A 17,647-nucleotide genomic window follows, 5' to 3' on the forward strand; every position below is an offset into this window, starting at 1 on the left:
TGAAACTCCAAAAGGAACATAAGATTGTGTGCGACCGGTGTGCTAGTTTGAGGAGCATTGGCGGTGCGCATATTTAACTGGCTTTACGAAAAAACGCAAGAGCCTTTCACAGAAATAAGCTATTCTTTATTCAAGTATTTATCAACATCAGCATTCCCGCAAGTAGGCGACTTTTATAAGCGCCGCCGGGCTAGCTGCAAGGAGCACTGGATATGCTAACGTTACTGGCAAAATTGCTTAAAGCGCTGAATTCGGAAACCGGCGCCTGGGCACTCGCATTTGCCTTCGTATTGGGCATGATGGTTGGTTTTACACCATTTTGGCGGGTACACAATATTCTGATTTTACTGTTCGCGTTAATTTTTCGGATTAACTTGTCCGCGTTTATCGTGTCGATCTTAATCTGTACTGGTATTGCGTATTTACTGGACCCGGTATTTCATAGCGTGGGTTCGGCCTGGCTCAGCAGCGAAAGCTGGCGCGGTGTGTGGGAAGCCATGTACAGCTCGCCCTGGTGGCGCATTACCCAGTTCCATCACTCGATTACGCTGGGTAGCATAGTGATATCGCTGGCACTGGCCCCGTTGGTGGCGGTTGGTAGCTACTTTATTGTGGTGAACTACCGGTTACGTATTCAGAAATGGTTCTTAAAGCTCAAAATAGTGCAGGCGCTTCGCGCCAATAAATTCTGGGCCATCTATTCAGACTTGCGGGGGTAATCGACATGACCAAACAGTTACGTCAAAGTACTATTCGCTGGCCTGGAGTCGGCGCCTTCTTCATTATTATTGGTTTGCTGGTGGGTTTTTCCTTCCTGTTGCTCGACACCATTATTAAATGGACGCTGGAAAGCTCACTGGGCACCTTAAACCGGGCTGAAGTAAACATTGCTTCGGTTGAGCATGGTTGGGTTCCACTTAGCCTTACCGTTAGCGGTGTGCAGGTAACCGACCCCGCGCAGCCTGAAAATAACCGGGTGGTGGTTGGTGAGTTGCGGGGTGATTTGGATTTAGGCGAGCTACTGGTTGGCCGGGTAATTTTTGATCAAGTGAATGCTACCGGAATACGGGTCAATCAACCTCGGCAAAGCCCTGGTGAGGTGTATACCAAACTCAGTAAAGACGAAGTAAGTAAGGCCGCCGGTGAGCGCTGGGAAGCGCTGAAAATGGAATTGCCGTCTATGGACGAAGTCATGGCGCAGGTGGAGTTACAAACCGATACTGTTATTGAGCGCGCGAAAAGCAATCTAGATGAGCAAAAACAACAGCTGAAACAAACGCGCGAGGCTTTACCTTCCAGCGAGCAGTTGGCTGAGTATGAAACCAAAGTAAAAGAGTTACTGGAAGGCGATATTGAAAGTGCCACTGAACTTGCCGAGCGACGCGAGCAACTAGAGGAATTGAAAGCTAAGTTCCGCGCCGATCGCGACAGTGTGAAGGCGTTTAAAACTCAGGTTGAAACAGCAAAAAACGTAGTACAAAGCGACATTAGCGCACTACGCAAAGCGCCAGAAGAAGATCTGGCTAAAATTAAAAGCTTTATGAGCTTTGATGCCACGGGGCTTGAGAACATCACCGCACTTATTTTCGGTGAACAGATTCGCAGCTGGAGTAAGTACGTACTGCTGGCCTATGAACAGTTGGCTCCAATGATGCAGCGCGCTGATGATACGGCCGAGGAAGGTCCGCTGCGCAGTGAAGGTGTCTGGTTCACCTTTATGGAAGCCAATGCACCACCGGAGTTTTTAGTTCGCAATGCGGTTACCGAATTTGCTTTTGGTGAAACTATATTGGATGTGAACTGGCAGAATATTACGCATCAACACACCCAGTTAGGTCAACCCACTACCTTTCAGGCCCGTGCCGATAATTCCGCGATCTGGGATTCGTTTAATTTAACTGGCGAAATGGCGTTGAAAGACAATGGCTTTGATGCACGTCAGCAATGGCAGTTGAAAGGCGCCAAGCTAAATGACATCGGCTTAAGCGACCGGGCTGAATTTATGGCCACTATGGCGGCAACTTTACTTGATAGCGAAGGCTCAGTAGCTGTGCGCAATGGCTTGCTAGATGGCGACGCCTCAGTACGTTTGGCTGAGCTTAAAATCAACGCCAGCGGTGACAGCCGTTGGGCGGAGCTATTAAGTCAGGCGCTGGGTAAATTAAACCGATTGGACATTCGCACTGAAATTGGTGGTGAACTGACTGCGCCAACGCTAAGTCTGAATTCTGATTTAGACCGTCAACTTGGTGATGCGTTACGTTCTACTGCAACAGATGCGGCGCAAACTAAGCTGGCTAAGCTGCAACAAGACTTAACCGCGCAAGTGAATGCGGTGATTGCTGAGCAATCGCCTGAACTGGCTGGGTTGGTAGATCTTGAAGGTTTGGCGTCTAGTAAAGATGCGAAGTTGGAAGACTTACTGAAATCGCAGTTGGAAGATAAATTGAAAGATAAACTTAAAGACCGACTGCTGAAAAAAATTGGTGGCGGTTAGTCGTTCAGACTAAGCGCCACCCTAAGTTGCCTTTCGTTGTCTTTCCATGCGTTAGGGATTCGTTGTGAGCTGTTCGTTCTCAGCTCTTAGTTTTCAATGAATTCGCGCAGCGTTTCAGCTTTGCTTTGAATGGTATAAACACCATCGAGGTGGCCCCATGGGCCACTAATTTCTTCGTATTGTGGTTCTTTCCCTAACTCTTTAAGCTCGGCTACCGCGGCTTTTGCCAGATATGGCTTTAGCAATAAGTCATTGGCTGCCGGCATAAACAGAGTTTTGGCAGTAATTTTCGCCAAACCTTCTTTCAGTGTTTCTTCGTGGCCTGCCACAAATAGCTGATTAGCACGCACCAGATACAACAAGTGGTTAGCGTCGGCCACACTGGCACGGGCACGACTGGCGTTAAATAACCAATCTACTGCTGGCAGGTTATTGGTCACGCTTTCCAGAGCTTTGGCTGGCAAGGTTTCCTGCTTCGGCGCTAACTGGTTAATAATCATTGGGTGCATAGCTTGCTGGGTAATTAACGCCAGCGTGTGAGTGACGCCATCCAGCGGTGCTTCACCCTCGTAGTAGTCACCGTTGTTCCAGTTCGGGTCGTTTTTAATAGGTTGCGCCCATTGTTCCAGAGACATAATAGTCCAGGCGTCCATAGCGCCAGCACCAATCACCGACACCATACGCTCAACCATGTCCGGGTAAGTGGCCGCCCATTCAATGGCCTGCAGTGACCCCATAGAGGCACCAACTACGGCATGTAGTTTTTCAATACCAAGGCTGCTTACCAGGGCATGTTGCACGTGCACGAAATCACCAATAGTTACCACTGGAAAATCTAACCCGTAAGGTTTACTGGTTGCCGGGTTAATACTGGCCGGGCCGGTGGTAATTACATTGGGGTCATTCGGGTTGGCATTTACCAGGGTGTCTGAGCTGATCACGAAATACTTGTTGGTGTCGATGGCTTTGCCAGGGCCAATAATGCTGTCCCAGTAGCCGGGTTGCGCATCAGATTCCTGATACTTGCCGGCAGCATGGCTGTTACCACTAAAAAAGTGGGTGATTAAAATGGCGTTGTCGCGCGCTTCGTTAAGCTCGCCATAGGTTTCCCAGCCAACGCGTACGTCAGTAATAGTTTCACCACCAACAGTGGTGTATTCAGGTAAGGTAAATACCCGTTTTTCAGTGAGCAGAGTGTCCGCCTGCGCGGTATTCACTAAACTGGCAACTAATAAAATACCAGAGCTAAGGCAAAGCATAATCTGATACATAGTCTTCATGATGTTGTCCTTGTTCCTGATTAATTCCTGTTTAATCGTTCGCAACCAAATGATTTTCATAGGTGCGACGCAGTTCATTCTTAACTAATTTACCCGTGCCAGTATGCGGAAGCGAGTCAACAAAAACCACGTCGTCGGGCATCCACCATTTGGCAATTTTACCTTGTAGAAATTCGTAAACAGCTTCTTTGGTAAGCTGCTGACCCTGATTCAGCACCAGCAGCAGCAGCGGGCGTTCGTCCCATTTCGGATGTTTCACGCCAATCACGCAGCTTTCGTTTACGGCTTTGTGCTGGCTTACCAGATTTTCAATTTCCAGCGAACTTATCCATTCGCCACCACTTTTAATCACGTCTTTTTTACGGTCCACTACTTTCATATAGCCGTCGGCATCAATCACGGCAATGTCACCAGTGGCTAACCAGCCATCGGCAAAGCAGTCGTCGTTGTCGCGGCGATAATAGGAAGATGCAATCCAGGGGCCTCGTACCCGCAGCTCGCCGCTGGTTTCACCATCATGTGGCAGGGCGTTACCGTCGGCATCTACTATTTGCATTTGGACGCCAAAGCAGGCGCGGCCGGCGGTGGTTTGAATGGCATAGCGTTCAGCCGTTGGGCGCTGCATAAGTTGCGGGGTAGGTGGTGCTGAACAAGCCAGCGGGCCGGTTTCAGTCATGCCCCAAATAGGCTGCCAGTATACGTTGTACTGCTCAGCAAAAGTTTGTACTAGGCCCATTGGTGAGGCGGCACCACCCACGCAAACGCGCTGCAGTGAGGCCACTGATAAATCTTTGGGAGCCTGGTCGCGCAAGTAAGTATGCAGGGTTAACCAAATAGTAGGTACGCCTAAGCCAACGGTCACTTTTTCTTTGTCAATAAGCTCCGCCATGGCGGCACCGCTCATGCCGTTGCCCGGCAGTACCAGTTTGCAGCCTGCTAATGGTGCAGCATAAGGAGCACCCCAGGCGCCGGCATGATACATAGCAACCATCGGCATCAGCACGGTATCGGGGCGCAGGTCCAGCAGTTCAGCGCTAACCGTAGCCTGCGCATGCAATACCATAGCCCGATGCGACGACAACACGCCCTTTGGATTACCGGTGGTACCTGAGGTATAGCACAGCAAGGCGCCGGCATTTTCGTCAATCAGTGGCCACTCAATATGGCTGGCGTGTGTGGCAATAAAGTCTTCGTAATTTTGCACATTAGGTAAGCTGGTATTGGGCATATGCTCGGCATCGGTTAGCACCACAAAGCCTTTAATGTTGGCTAAGTCATCAGCAATGCCTTCCAGTAGCTCAACAAAATCTAAATCCACAAACACCCAGGTGTCTTCGGCATGTTCCAGCATCCACTGAATTTGCTCGCCAAATAAACGTGGATTTACTGTGTGTAGAACCGCGCCAATACCACTGACGCCATAATAAAGTTCCATGTGGCGATAGGTATTCCAGGCCAGTGACGCAATACGGTCACCCGCAGCTACGCCATTGGCCTGCAAGGCGTTAGCAAGCTGTGCGCTGCGCTTAGCGCAGTCCAGGTAGCTATAACTATGAATAGTACCTTCCTGGGCCCGGCTCACAATTTGCTGCTCAGGATGACGGCTGGCGCCATGCTGCAACAACGAACTAATGAGCAGCGGAGTACGCATCATTTGGCCATCAAGACCCTTTAATTCTGGTGTTTGCTTAGCTACTACAGCATTCACAGTGTTATTCCTTTTGCATGTTTCAACAGTTACCAGCAAGTGGTTCTTTCTATTAAGTAACGCTTACCAGAAAATGAACAAACCAATAGCAGTGGCCAAGCCAATTAATGGCACCACTACAGTTACCGCTGCAACTGACCAATAAGCAGCCTGATGCGTTTCATTACAGATAGCGCGAATAGTGGTTACCACATAACCGTTGTGCGGCAGCGAATCTAAGGCGCCGGAAGCAATAGCCACAATGCGGTGTAATTGGTCCGGGTTAACCCCGGCCTCTAAATAGTGGGGGCCAATTTCCGGCAGTGCTATAGCCTGACCACCTGAGGCTGAGCCGGTCAGGCCGGCGATTACGCTTACCGCAACCGCTGCACCAACTAATTCGTTACCCGGCAGGCTGGTCATTGCAACTACCGCTTCCTGAAATGCTGGTGTGACTTTGGCAATGCTGCCAAAGCCAACTACCGCAGCGGTATTACCTATCGCAACTAAGGCACCGGTTGAGGCTTCACTAATAGCGCGACTAATATTCTGAAAGTGCTTGCGGTTAATAACGGCAATGGCGAGCACGCCACCGGAAAGCGCAATAATAAGTGCGTTTTGTTTTAGGTCCTGGTGGAACATAAAGCTCAGGCTTAACACCACTATAAGCGGGAATAAACCACTTAATGGGTGTGGCAAATCGCGCTCTGGTACTTCAGGATCACCTTTGCGAACTTCGAAGCTCTCGCCATTGTTAACCGCACGGGTTATTAATTTTTTTAGCCACCAGTAACCAATGGCAGCCATTAACACCGCTACCACTATGCTCACTTCCCAGGCCGCGTAAGGTGAGGTGCCTAAGTATTGAATTGGAATCCAGTTTTGAATTTCCGGCGAACCCGCTGAGGTCATAGTGAAGGTAACAGAGCCGAACGCCAGGGCAGCTGGAATAAAGCGCCGCGGTAGGTTGGCGTCTTTAAATAAGCTTAAGGCCATTGGGTAAACCGAGAAGGCTACCACGAATACGCTTACCCCACCGTAGGTTAAGATGGCACAGGCCAGTACTACTGCAAGTACGGCTTGCTGACGGCCCAGTTTGCCGATAATCCAGCGCGACACGCTGTCGGCGGCGCCGGTGTCTTCCATAAATTTACCGAACATAGAGCCGAGCAAGAACATGAAGAACCAGGACGCAACGAAACTGGCGAAGCCGTTCATATAGGCATTGACGAAATTAATGTCGCCCTGAAAAATAGGAACCTGGCTACTTAAAGCGACCAATAACGCGCATAATGGTGCGCTGATAAACAAGTTCATCCCCCGTAGGGTCAGGATGATAAGCAGGACCAGCCCGCCAATTAATCCGATCATGCTTAACATAACAATCCTCGTTCATAGTGAATGCGTCACAGTTTGCGCGAAGGTGTCTCGTTTTAACATAGTACTAACGTACAGGTTTAAATTGTTCCACTTTCGTCTAAGTTAACTAGGCCTTATAAATCAGATTCGTAAAAACACGGCCGTAATCTGTAAAACCATAACCATAATTCAGGGAGCACGACATGAGTCAGCCCAAATTCCGCCGCTCATTGTTAACAGTAGCTATCACGTCGCTTTTAGCAGGCGCACCTGCCTTAGCGCAAGAAGCTGATAATGAAGCCGCACAAGACCGCACGTTAGAGCGCATTGAAGTTACCGCGCGTAAAACGGCAGAAAACATCCAACAGGTTCCGGTTGCCGTTACCTCTATTGGCGCCATGGAACTGGAAGAGAAAGGCATTTCCGTATTAACGGAAATTCAGCAATTCTCACCAAACACCACGTTACAGAACAGCCGTGGTACTAACTCCACACTAACTGCCTTTATTCGTGGTGTTGGTCAGCAGGATCCGCTGTGGGGCTATGAGCCAGGCGTTGGTATTTACATTGATGACGTTTACATGGCGCGTCCGCAAGGTGCAGTGCTTGATTTGTTAAACGTAGAACGCATTGAAGTTTTGCGTGGCCCACAAGGAACCCTGTACGGTAAAAACACTGTCGGTGGTGCGGTTAAATATATTACTCGTCGCATGACTGGCGACACCGAACTGGAAATTGAAGGCACAGTTGGAAGCTACAGTCAGCGTGATATAAAAGTGACTGGTCAGTTACCGGTTATCGATAATGTGCTTTACGTCGGATTCGGCGTTGGTGACTTGAATCGTGATGGTTTCGGTGAGTACCTGGAATCAGCGATTCCGGGCCAGGACTTAGAAAATTACAACAAAGACGTATTGGCTGCGCGTGCAACTATCGAGTTTACGCCGACCACGGATTTATTTTTCCGTTTCGCCTGGGATAAAACCGACGATGAATCAAACTCAAAAGGTGGCTATCGTTTACTGCCGTCATTATTAACGGATGCGGAAGTACCGGACAGCGTGTTTGACTCGTACACCAGTATGCCGACTTGGAACAAGGTTGAGCTGGAAGGTTACAGCCTGACGGCCGAGTGGAATATCAATTCCGCAATGACCTTGAAGTATGTTGGTGCTGCGCGTGAAAGCTACTCGCCAACCAACATCGATTTCGATAGCACGCCACTGCAAATATTTGACGTACCAGCTATTTATGATGATGAGCAGTCATCGCATGAACTTCAGTTAACCTATCTGGGTAACGGTTACAGTGTGGTCGGTGGATTGTATTCAGATGAATCAGAATCCTGTGGTCGGTTTGATGCAATTCTGACCGTGCTAGGCAATTCATTGGGTGCGCCGGGCCTTACTCGTGAGGTTTCTGGTTGCAGTGACTCAAAAAGTCTGTCGGCTTATGTGCAAGGTTCATTCGATATAACGGATAAGTTATCGATGACCTTAGGTGCGCGTCAGACCGAAGATGAGAAAGAAGCCTATGTAACCAACGGTCTGATTTTTGACAATATCTATCCTGAAGATGGCTGGGTTGATGGCTTCGTTCGTGATGAAGCTGCCATTGCTGCGGCCACGCCTATGGTGCTGGGTTCCGATAGCGACGGTGACGGTGTATTAGATGCACCTAAAAAGGCAGACTGGTCACGCTTCACGCCTCGTGTTGGCTTTGAGTATCAATACAATAACGATGTGATGTTCTTTACCAGCTATGCTGAAGGCTTTAAATCAGGCACTTTCAATCCACGTGCAACCACCAACGAACCGGCTGCCGATCCTGAATTAGTGGACTCAATTGAGTTGGGTATGAAAAGTGACTGGGGTAATAGATTACGTGCGAACGTGACTTTATTCTCACTGGACTTTGAGGACCGTCAGTATATTTCGATTCTTCCTGGTGACAGCGCAGCTGATTTAAATCAACGTTTGGCGAATATTGGTAAATCAAGCTCGAAGGGTGTTGAACTGGAACTGCAATACGTGGCCAGCAACAACCTGACCTTTGATGCTGCGTTTGGTTATATTGATTCGCAGTTTGATGAAGTAATAGACACGGATCCAGATACTGGCGAAACCTTTAACAAAGCCGACCGCTTTACCGTATCAAACACTCCGGAAGTTACTGCCAACTTAGGCGCAACTTATGAAGTGAATCTGAACTCAGGCTCCTTAGTGTTTAACGGTAACTACTACTACCGTAGCGAGTATGACTTGTTCGAAGAATCAAGCTTACTAACACAAGACGGCTACGGTATCGTGAACGCGGGTGTGGTTTGGTATAGCAACAGCGGTAAATGGACAGTGGGCTTACATGGTAAAAACCTGACCGACGAAGAGTATTTGGTTGGTGGCTACCAGTTCGTAACGCCTGATCCAAGTGACCCAAGTGACGTGAGCTTGTATCAACCAGGTTTGGGTGGTGATACCACGCTAACTGGTTACTACGGCGACCCACGTACTATCTCCCTGACTGTGGGGTATAAGTTCTAAGTACCCTACCCAGTTATTACCGGGGCTGTGGCATTCACGCTGCAGCTTTCGGTAATAACTGACTTTTTGTGATGGACGCGTTAGCATGACTTCCTATGCATTCACTGATGTAAGTACTACCATGACGCGAGCTATCATTGCCGATGACCATCCTTTATTTCGTGCTGCCCTAAAGCAAGCTTTAAGTGAAACGCTAGAAAGCGATATCAAAGAAGCGGCTAGTTTTGAGCAGTTGGAAAGCATGTTGTTGGAACTTCCTCATATTGAGTTGGTGTTACTGGATTTGTCCATGCCGGGCAATAAAGGTTTGACCGGACTCACCTCGTTACGCAATCAGTTTCCGAATGTATTAGTTGTTATTGTGTCTGCCAATGAACAAGTGCAGGTCATTCGTCAGGCAATGGCATTTGGTGCCAGCGCTTATATTCCTAAATCAGTGCCATTACCAGAGCTGAAGCATGCCATTGAAGCGGTGCTGGCTGGTGATACCTGGTTACCGGATGATCTACGTGATGTAGTGGCAGCCAATAGTGCACCACAAACCGATGACTTTGCGCGCCGGTTGGAATTGCTGACACCGCAACAATTTAAGGTGTTGCAATGCCTGGCTGACGGCATGTTAAATAAGCAAATTGCTTATGATATGAACGTGCAGGAAACCACCATTAAACAACACGTATCTGCTATTTTACGCAAGCTGGAAGTGATTAACCGAACTCAGGCCGGCGTTGTTTTTCGCCAAATGTTAAGCACTCCTGAAACCGATTAATCATTAGTTTAAACTTGCTATTACCCCGCCAACACCCGTTTTAACAAACGCTTTAATGCTGCTGGTTTCACCGGCTTTGGAATAAAGCTGGCACGTGCTGCCACGGCCTGTTCGCGAATGCCGTCGTCAGGGTCTGCCGAGTTAATCACCGCCGGAATGTCGGCGTGGAAGTACTTACGCACATGGTCCAACACGTGAATTCCTGTTTCGCCATGATCCAAGTGGTAATCAACAATCATTACGTCAGGTTTTTGCAAGGTTGAGAAACGAATACTGTTTACGCTATTGGCGGTGGCCACGGTTGCACCCCAGTCACCCAGTAAGCCCTGCATTGCATTAAGTACCGCCTGATCGTTATCAATGACCAGTATTTGCTTACCTTCTAAGAATCTATCGGTGAGCGCACTTCGTACCGGCTTAGCGGTTGTGGGACGTTGCCAGCTTACCACCGGCAAGGTTAGCTTGAAGCAAGTGCCGCGGCCTACCTGAGACGAAAAGGTGAGCGGTATATTAAGCAGCCGGCACATACGCTCAACAATCGCCAAACCTAAGCCTAAACCTGGGTTATCACCATTACTTTCAAGCTGATGGAACTCGCGGAAAATATCGTCTTTTTTATCATCAGGAATACCAACACCAGTGTCAGCAATCCACAGTGTGACCTGTTGTTCGCCCTGGCTGTGGCGGCGACAGCCAATGAGGATATGGCCTTTTTCGGTGTACCGAACGGCATTAGAAAGCAAATTCTGTACAATACGGCCAAGCAGCTTCCGGTCAGTATGAATAACAGCTGAAGAAGCAACATAGCTAAGCGCTACCTGTTTGTCCTGCGCCAGTACCCGGGTGTTATCCACCAATGGCTGCAGCACATCGTGCAATGACACTTGTTGTTGATTAACGCGTAAGTTGCCGGCTTCCAGTCGCGTCATTTCCAGCAACATAGTAAGTAGCTCTTCAGCGTGATGCAGCGACTGATGAATATGATCGGCCAGTTGCCGGTTATCGCCCTGTAGCCGTTGGCTTAGCATTTCACAAAATAAGGTGGCGGCATTAAATGGCTGCATTAAATCGTGGCTAACGGCGGCAAAGAATCGCGTTTTACTTTGATGGGCGCGCTCTTCGGCCTGTTTGGCTTGCAGTAGTTCGTAGGTGCGGGCATCAACCCGTTGCTCCAGCTCCGCATTCATGCGCTGCAACTGACGTTGGGTGTTAAATAAGTCGGTAATGTCTGTGTAGGTAGTTACAAAGCCGCCGCCGGGCATCGGGCTGCCTTGCAGCTCAATCACATGTTCGCCCTGCTGGCGCTGGTAGCGGTAACTACTGCCGGCTTTCAGGTAGTTCAGGCGCTTGTCGATTTCACCTTCTAGTTGCTCCTGACTGTCGTCAGTGCCGTTACCGAACATGCCGCGTTCGGCATTGTAGCGCAGCAGTTCGGCCACCGGCATGCCAGCTTGAACAAAGCCTTCGGGATATTGAAATACTTCTAAATAGCGGCGGTTCCAGGCTACTAGGCGCAAGTCGCGGTCAATCACGCTAATGCCTTGCGGAATGTTTTCTACCGACGCTTGTAGCAGCTCGCGGTTAAAGCGATATAACTGCGAGGCTTGGGTGGCCCAGTTCACCACTTGCGAAATTGGCACGCTGGGTTGTTGCGCCACCGCATCTAGTAGCAAGCGGCTGGCGGCACTACCGATAACCGCTGAAAACTCGCGTTCAATACGGCCTAAAATAGGCGCCGGCACCAGCGCTTCATTGGGGGCAGAGGTTAAATTTAAGCCCAGCCGTTGGGCTAACTTTTCAGTTTCCACCGCATCAAAGAAGCGCGCAATAGTGGCTCGTAAGCGACCCCAGTTCACTGTTGGTGCACCTCCAACGTCGGTGGTCATTAAGTGGGGTTGTAAGAATGCCTGTTGCTGGCGGCGCTCGGCAGCACCAGCCGGGCGCACCATAGGCACCAGTATAAAGAGGGCAATATTAACGCCCAAACTTAACAGCAAGCCGTTACTAATAGCTAAATCAGACAGGCCACGGTCGGTTTGTAGTGTGGGTAGTAGTAAGTAGATAAACCAAATGGTGGTACCGGCCAGTAACCCTGCTGCCGTACCCGCTTTGTTAGCTTTGGACCACACCAAACCGCCGAGCATTGAAGGTGCCAGCTGGGCCAGCAGAGATATAGCAATCAGGCCACTATTTACCAGCGGCATGGTTGCCTGAGTCACCAGGTGGTAGCCGTAAGACAAGGCAATAATCAGCACCACGGTAAGGCGGCGAATGCCCAGAATACGACCCGGGTTGAAGCTGAATTGGCGTAGTCGTTTGCGGGTAATGCGCAACCACAACGGCATAATAACGTCATTCGACATCATAATACTGAGTGCCAGCGTGGCTATGATAACCATGCTGGTGGCTGCTGATAAACCGCCTACAAAGGCGATTAAGGCTATGTCAGGGCGGTCATGGAATATGGGTAGCGCCAACATTAAGGTGTCACTGTTGGCAGCCATGGGGGTTAATAACAGGCCGGCCAGCGCAATAGGTAAAATAAAGAAGTTAATGGCAAACAGATATAATGGGAACGCCCAACGTGCCGCACGCAGCTCATCGGGGTGCGTATTCTCGATATAGCCCACATGGAACTGGCGCGGTAAACAGAACATAGACACCGCACCCAGTAAAATATGGGTGGCATAAATATAACCGCCATTGGGCTGCCCGGTTAAGGCGCGTTGAGCTACCGGATCCTGCGCGGCTTGCATGACCAAATCACCCAGCCCGTCAAATAGCACATAGCTGCAATACAAGCCCATGGCCATGAACGCTAGCAGCTTCACAACTGATTCAAATGCAATAGCGTCCATTAAGCCAGCGTGTTGTTCGGCCAGGCTTAGCCGCCGGGTGCCGAACAAAATAGCAAAACCTATCATGGCTAAGGCAACCAGTGCCGACACGTCGCCGAACCAATACTCGGGGCGCTCAGCAACGCCGGTAATTGCAGCAAAGCTTGCCGTTACCGCACGCAGCTGTAGCGAAATGTAAGGCACTACGGCAACCAGCGCGATAATGGCAACGGTGGCACCCAAAATAGGGGATTTGCCGTAGCGGTGGCCGACCAAATCGGCAATAGACGTAATGTTTTGCTGTTTACATAAGTGCAGTAGCTTTAACTGCAATCTATGGACAAACAGAAACACCAGAATAGCGCCGACGTAGGTGGGCGCAAATGACCAGCCATAATGAGCAGATTGAGTAACGGTGCCGTAAAACGCCCAGGAGGTACAATGCACACCTTGAGCCAGGGCGTAGCGATAGGGTTTTACCTGATTCGGGGGCTTGCGATCGCCGCGATAAGCGATGGTGAATAGCACAACCAGATAAACGGTGGCAACCAGCAGCGTTACCGGCACACTAAGCATGGTTAGTGATCTCCGTGCTCAGGAAAAACCGGCAGTGACCAGCGCCATTTAATGGCAGCAAGACGTAAAAATAAGGTTGTAGCAAAACCCGCGGCCAGTGCCCACAAGGGACCAATCTGAACCGCTAGTACATAAGCACTGGCACCGGCCAGACAAGTGGTCGCGTAAAGCTCACCTTTTAGCACCAGTGGGATATCGCGTGCCAGCACGTCGCGCAACATCCCCCCGAAACAGGCAGAGATAGTGCCCATAACCACGGCAATTACTGGTGGGAAGCCATTTTCCAGCGCTTTTTGTGCGCCCATAATGGTGAAAAACGCCAGCCCAACGGCATCGGCAAACAGTAGGGTAGTGGTATGGATAAAGTCGCGAAAGCGCATCCAGATAATGGTAGCCGCGGCTGCTGCTAACACGGTGTACAGGTAGTTTGGATCGGCTACCCAGAATACCGGTAAATCCAAAATAAGATCGCGCGTAGTACCGCCGCCAATGGCTGTTACTGAGGCAAGAACCACCACGCCAAAGCCGTCCATTTTTTTGCGGAAGGCCAGCAGGGTTCCGGAAATTGCGAATACCGCAACACCCAAATGATCAATAGTGTAAAAAATCGCTTCCATGGCAATCTCTGTCGCCTATTTTTTCATGAGTGTGAGTGTGGCATGGTTCGCGATGGATGCCTAGTGTCTGCGCGATGAACAAGACTCCCTATTTGCGCTGTTATTCGTTACAATGTGGCGTTCAAAATTCAGGATTTATGTGGTGAGGGCTTGTAAGTATTTAAATCAGCCCCCACTTGTATCAGGTATTACAACAATTTTTGCGCCTAAGTCGCGCATTTCGAAAGGGGAATATGAATGGACTTTTTTATTAGCAATGCTTACGCACAAGGTCAGGAAGCAGCCGGTGGCGGCGGTATGGAATTGATTTTCATGCTGGTTATGTTCGGTCTGATTTTCTACTTCATGATTTACCGTCCACAAGCTAAACGCGTTAAAGCGCACAAAGAATTGGTTGGCGGTATGACCAAAGGCGACGAAATCTTACTGCAAGGCGGTATGGTTGGTCGTATCAGCAAAATCTCTGAAGAAAAAGATTTCATGTCAATTGCATTGACTGAAGAAATTGAAGTTACCGTACAGAAATCTGCGGTTACCGCCGTGCTGCCAAAAGGCACAATGAAGTCACTGTAAACATGGAAGGATCGCAACGTGTTGAATAAATACCCGTTGTGGAAAAACCTGATGGTGGTTCTTGTTATAGCGGTGGCAGCGCTTTATGCGTTGCCTAACCTCTATGGTGAAGACGCTGCCGTGCAGGTTTCCGCAAGTCGCAACGCGACAGTAACCACGGCCACGGTTGACCGCGTACGTGACGCTTTAGACCAAGCTGAGATTGAACCTAAAAGTGTTGCCATGATTGATGATCAGATACTGATTCGTTTCAGTTCTGACAACGATCAATTGCGCGGCCGTGATTTAATTCTTAGCGAGCTTGGCACCGACTATACGGTTGCCTTAAATCTGGCTCCGGCTACGCCGGACTGGTTAAACGGTCTTGGCGCCACGCCAATGAAGCTGGGGCTTGATTTGCGCGGTGGTGTGCACTTCCTGATGGAAGTGGATATGCAGGAAGCGATCCGCAAAATTCAAAACCAGTTAGTAGACTCTATTCGCGGTGATTTGCGGGAAGAGCGTATTCGTTACACCCAGGTTGAACGTGACGGCAATAACGTAGTGGTAACACTGCGCACGCAAGATGATTTTGAGCGTGCTGACAGTTTTATGAACAATCGCTACGAAGGTTATACCGACTCAACTGACAGTGATTCGCGCACTATTACGCTGCGAATGACCGATCAGAAGCTGACCGAAACCGAAAGCTATGCGATTTCGCAAAACGTCACTATTTTGCGTAACCGGGTAAATGAACTCGGTGTTGCTGAGCCGCTGGTTCAACGTCAGGGTGCTGACCGCATTGTGGTGCAGTTACCGGGCGTACAGGACACCGCGCAGGCGAAGGAAATTCTGGGTGCTACGGCAACCCTGGAGTTCCGTTTGGTTGATACGGAAAACGATATTCGTGATGCTGAAGCTGGCCGGGTACCCTTTGGCAGTGAGCTGTTCCCGCGTCGGGAAGGCGGCAACATTCTGCTTAGCCAAAGTGTGATTCTAACCGGTGACCATATTGTGAATGCCAGCTCAGGTTTTGATGAGAATGGCATGGCACAGGTGAACATTTCGTTAGATGGTGCCGGTGGTGACAAGATGTCGCTGGCAAGTCGCGATGCCGTTGGCAAGCAAATGGCAACTGTATTTATTGAATACAAAGCTACAGGTAAGCGTGACGAAGAAGGCAAAATTATCTTTGAACGCAACGCTGAAGTTATTAGTGCCGCTACTATTACGACTCGGTTAGGGCAAAACTTCCGCATTACTGGCGTAGGCTCACAGCAAGAAGCGCAAAATTTGTCAGTGCTGTTGCGCGCTGGTGCCTTGATTGCACCAATTCAGATTGTGGAAGAGCGTACTGTTGGCCCAAGTTTGGGTCAGGAAAACATTGATAAAGGTATTCAGGCCATTATGTGGGGCTTCGTGTTGGTATTGGCCTTCATGGTGTTCTATTACAAGAAATTCGGACTTGTTGCTAATACAGCGCTGGCTACGAACCTGATTCTGATTATTGGCGTAATGTCGATGATTCCGGGGGCAACCCTAACGCTGCCAGGTATGGCGGGTATTGTATTAACTGTTGGTATGGCGGTTGATGCGAACGTGCTGATATTTGAGCGCATACGCGAAGAAATTAAAGCAAAACGTAGTCCGCAGCAGGCTATTCATCATGGTTACGATAGCGCGCTATCAACCATTGCCGATGCCAACGTCACTACCTTAATTGCCGCTATTATTCTGTTCTCAGTAGGTACCGGTCCGGTTAAAGGTTTCGCAGTAACACTGGCGATAGGTATTATCACTTCAATGTTTACGGCTATTATCGGAACCCGTGCCATTGTCAACTCAGTCTGGGGTGGAAAACGCCTTAGCAAGCTGTCGATTTAGGAGTTGTCATGCGTGAGATATTAAGAACAGAGAAAACTATCCCGTTCATGAAGTATCGCTTCGTGACCATGATTGTAAGTGCGTTACTTATGCTTGCATCTATTGTGTCACTGGCGGTTAACCAATTGAATTGGGGGCTGGATTTTACCGGCGGTACTGTTATTGAAGTGGGCTATGACCAACCAGCAAACTTAAGCCAGATTCGTCAGGCTATGGATGCAAACGGTTATGGCGATGCCGTAGTGCAGAACTTTGGTACGCAGGAAGACGTGCTGATTCGGTTAGAGCCGCGTGAGGGCGTAAAAGCGGAAGAGCTTGGCAATCAAATTCTGAGCTTGTTGCGTGAAAGCGCTGACGGCCAGGTGGATATGCGCCGTATCGAGTTTGTGGGTCCTAACGTCGGTGATGAGCTAACTGAGCAGGGCGGTCTGGCCATGCTAACCGCGCTTATTTGTATTCTGGCTTACGTGGCATTCCGGTTTGAGTGGCGTTTGGCACTAGGTGCTGTTGGCGCTTTGGCGCATGACGTGATCATCACTCTGGGGCTATTCTCGGTGCTCGGGCTTGAGTTCGACCTAACGGTGTTAGCAGCACTGCTGGCGGTTATAGGTTACTCCATTAACGATACCGTGGTGGTGTGTGACCGAATTCGGGAGAACTTCCGTAAGTATCGCAAAGGCGATTCAGAAGAAATTATTAATATTTCTTTAACGGATACCATGAGTCGAACGCTAATCACGTCATTAACTACTATTTTAGTGCTACTGGCGTTGTTCTTCTTAGGTGGCCAGCTTATTCACGGCTTTGCTACAGCACTGTTGTTCGGTGTGCTGATAGGTACCTACTCTTCTATTTACGTGGCCAGTTCAGGTGCGTTGATGCTGGGTGTTAGCCGCGAAGACTTGATGCCGCCACCGGTAGAAAAAGAAGGTGAAGACCTGGATCCAATGCCATAACCAGCAACTTGGTCTATGCTATGAAAATAAACAGGCTGGTTAATTGACCAGCCTGTTTTGTTTCTGGCACTAAATTAAGTATGCTTAACT

The 17,647-nt window shown here is 49.3% G+C and carries 12 protein-coding genes; 7 read left to right on the plus strand and 5 right to left on the minus strand.

Going from position 1 to position 17,647, the window contains the following annotated elements:
- Positions 1 to 212 precede the first annotated feature (212 nt).
- Both CCE91_RS10755 and CCE91_RS10760 read left to right on the plus strand, forming a co-directional pair.
- Positions 213 to 719: a TIGR03546 family protein gene (locus CCE91_RS10755; RefSeq protein ID WP_086435300.1), complete on the plus strand. Its 507-nt coding sequence runs from the start codon at positions 213 to 215 to the stop codon at positions 717 to 719.
- A gap of 5 nt (positions 720 to 724) precedes the next feature.
- Positions 725 to 2,497, plus strand: coding sequence for a TIGR03545 family protein (locus CCE91_RS10760; RefSeq protein ID WP_086435301.1), 1,773 nt, complete (start codon positions 725 to 727; stop codon positions 2,495 to 2,497).
- 86 nt (positions 2,498 to 2,583) lie between these two features.
- Here CCE91_RS10760 and CCE91_RS10765 read toward each other — a convergent pair whose 3' ends face one another.
- The 3 genes from CCE91_RS10765 to CCE91_RS10775 form a co-directional block, all read right to left on the minus strand.
- The gene (locus tag CCE91_RS10765) at positions 2,584 to 3,777 is read right to left on the minus strand and encodes an E22 family MetX-like putative esterase (protein ID WP_086435302.1); all 1,194 of its coding nucleotides are present in this window, start codon (positions 3,775 to 3,777) and stop codon (positions 2,584 to 2,586) included.
- Between the two features lie 31 nt (positions 3,778 to 3,808).
- Positions 3,809 to 5,485, minus strand: a complete 1,677-nt coding sequence (locus tag CCE91_RS10770) for a long-chain fatty acid--CoA ligase (protein WP_234996328.1) — start codon at positions 5,483 to 5,485, stop codon at positions 3,809 to 3,811.
- Positions 5,486 to 5,548: 63 nt separating this feature from the next.
- Positions 5,549 to 6,844 carry a GntP family permease gene (locus CCE91_RS10775; protein WP_086435303.1) on the minus strand — a complete coding sequence of 432 codons (1,296 nt, stop codon included), beginning with the start codon at positions 6,842 to 6,844 and terminating at the stop codon, positions 5,549 to 5,551.
- Between the two features lie 182 nt (positions 6,845 to 7,026).
- On the opposite strand from CCE91_RS10775, the gene CCE91_RS10780 reads away from it, so the two are divergent.
- Together CCE91_RS10780 and CCE91_RS10785 are read left to right on the plus strand one after the other, a co-directional pair.
- On the plus strand, positions 7,027 to 9,363 hold the full coding sequence (locus CCE91_RS10780; protein WP_086435304.1) for a TonB-dependent receptor domain-containing protein: 2,337 nt from the start codon (positions 7,027 to 7,029) through the stop codon (positions 9,361 to 9,363).
- Between the two features lie 85 nt (positions 9,364 to 9,448).
- Entirely contained in the window at positions 9,449 to 10,132 is a 684-nt protein-coding gene (locus CCE91_RS10785) for a response regulator (RefSeq protein WP_234996329.1), read from the plus strand.
- 20 nt (positions 10,133 to 10,152) lie between these two features.
- Here the strand turns inward: CCE91_RS10785 and CCE91_RS10790 are convergent, their stop codons facing one another.
- Both CCE91_RS10790 and CCE91_RS10795 read right to left on the minus strand, forming a co-directional pair.
- Positions 10,153 to 13,545, minus strand: coding sequence for a PAS domain-containing hybrid sensor histidine kinase/response regulator (locus CCE91_RS10790; RefSeq protein ID WP_086435305.1), 3,393 nt, complete (start codon positions 13,543 to 13,545; stop codon positions 10,153 to 10,155).
- A 2-nt stretch (positions 13,546 to 13,547) separates the two neighbouring features.
- Complete coding sequence (locus CCE91_RS10795) at positions 13,548 to 14,162, minus strand: trimeric intracellular cation channel family protein (protein ID WP_086435306.1); 615 nt, start codon at positions 14,160 to 14,162, stop codon at positions 13,548 to 13,550.
- A 237-nt stretch (positions 14,163 to 14,399) separates the two neighbouring features.
- On the opposite strand from CCE91_RS10795, the gene yajC reads away from it, so the two are divergent.
- From yajC to secF, 3 genes are read left to right on the plus strand one after another with little or no spacing between them, the layout of a single operon-like run.
- The gene (gene yajC, locus CCE91_RS10800; protein WP_086435307.1) at positions 14,400 to 14,735 is read left to right on the plus strand and encodes a preprotein translocase subunit YajC; all 336 of its coding nucleotides are present in this window, start codon (positions 14,400 to 14,402) and stop codon (positions 14,733 to 14,735) included.
- 18 nt (positions 14,736 to 14,753) lie between these two features.
- Entirely contained in the window at positions 14,754 to 16,601 is a 1,848-nt protein-coding gene (gene secD / locus CCE91_RS10805; protein ID WP_086435308.1) for a protein translocase subunit SecD, read from the plus strand.
- An 8-nt stretch (positions 16,602 to 16,609) separates the two neighbouring features.
- Positions 16,610 to 17,557 carry a protein translocase subunit SecF gene (secF, locus tag CCE91_RS10810; protein ID WP_086435309.1) on the plus strand — a complete coding sequence of 316 codons (948 nt, stop codon included), beginning with the start codon at positions 16,610 to 16,612 and terminating at the stop codon, positions 17,555 to 17,557.
- The last annotated feature ends 90 nt before the right edge of the window (positions 17,558 to 17,647 follow it).

It is taken from the genome of Pseudidiomarina planktonica (assembly GCF_900177775.1).
Taxonomy (GTDB): Bacteria; Pseudomonadota; Gammaproteobacteria; order Enterobacterales; family Alteromonadaceae; genus Pseudidiomarina; species Pseudidiomarina planktonica.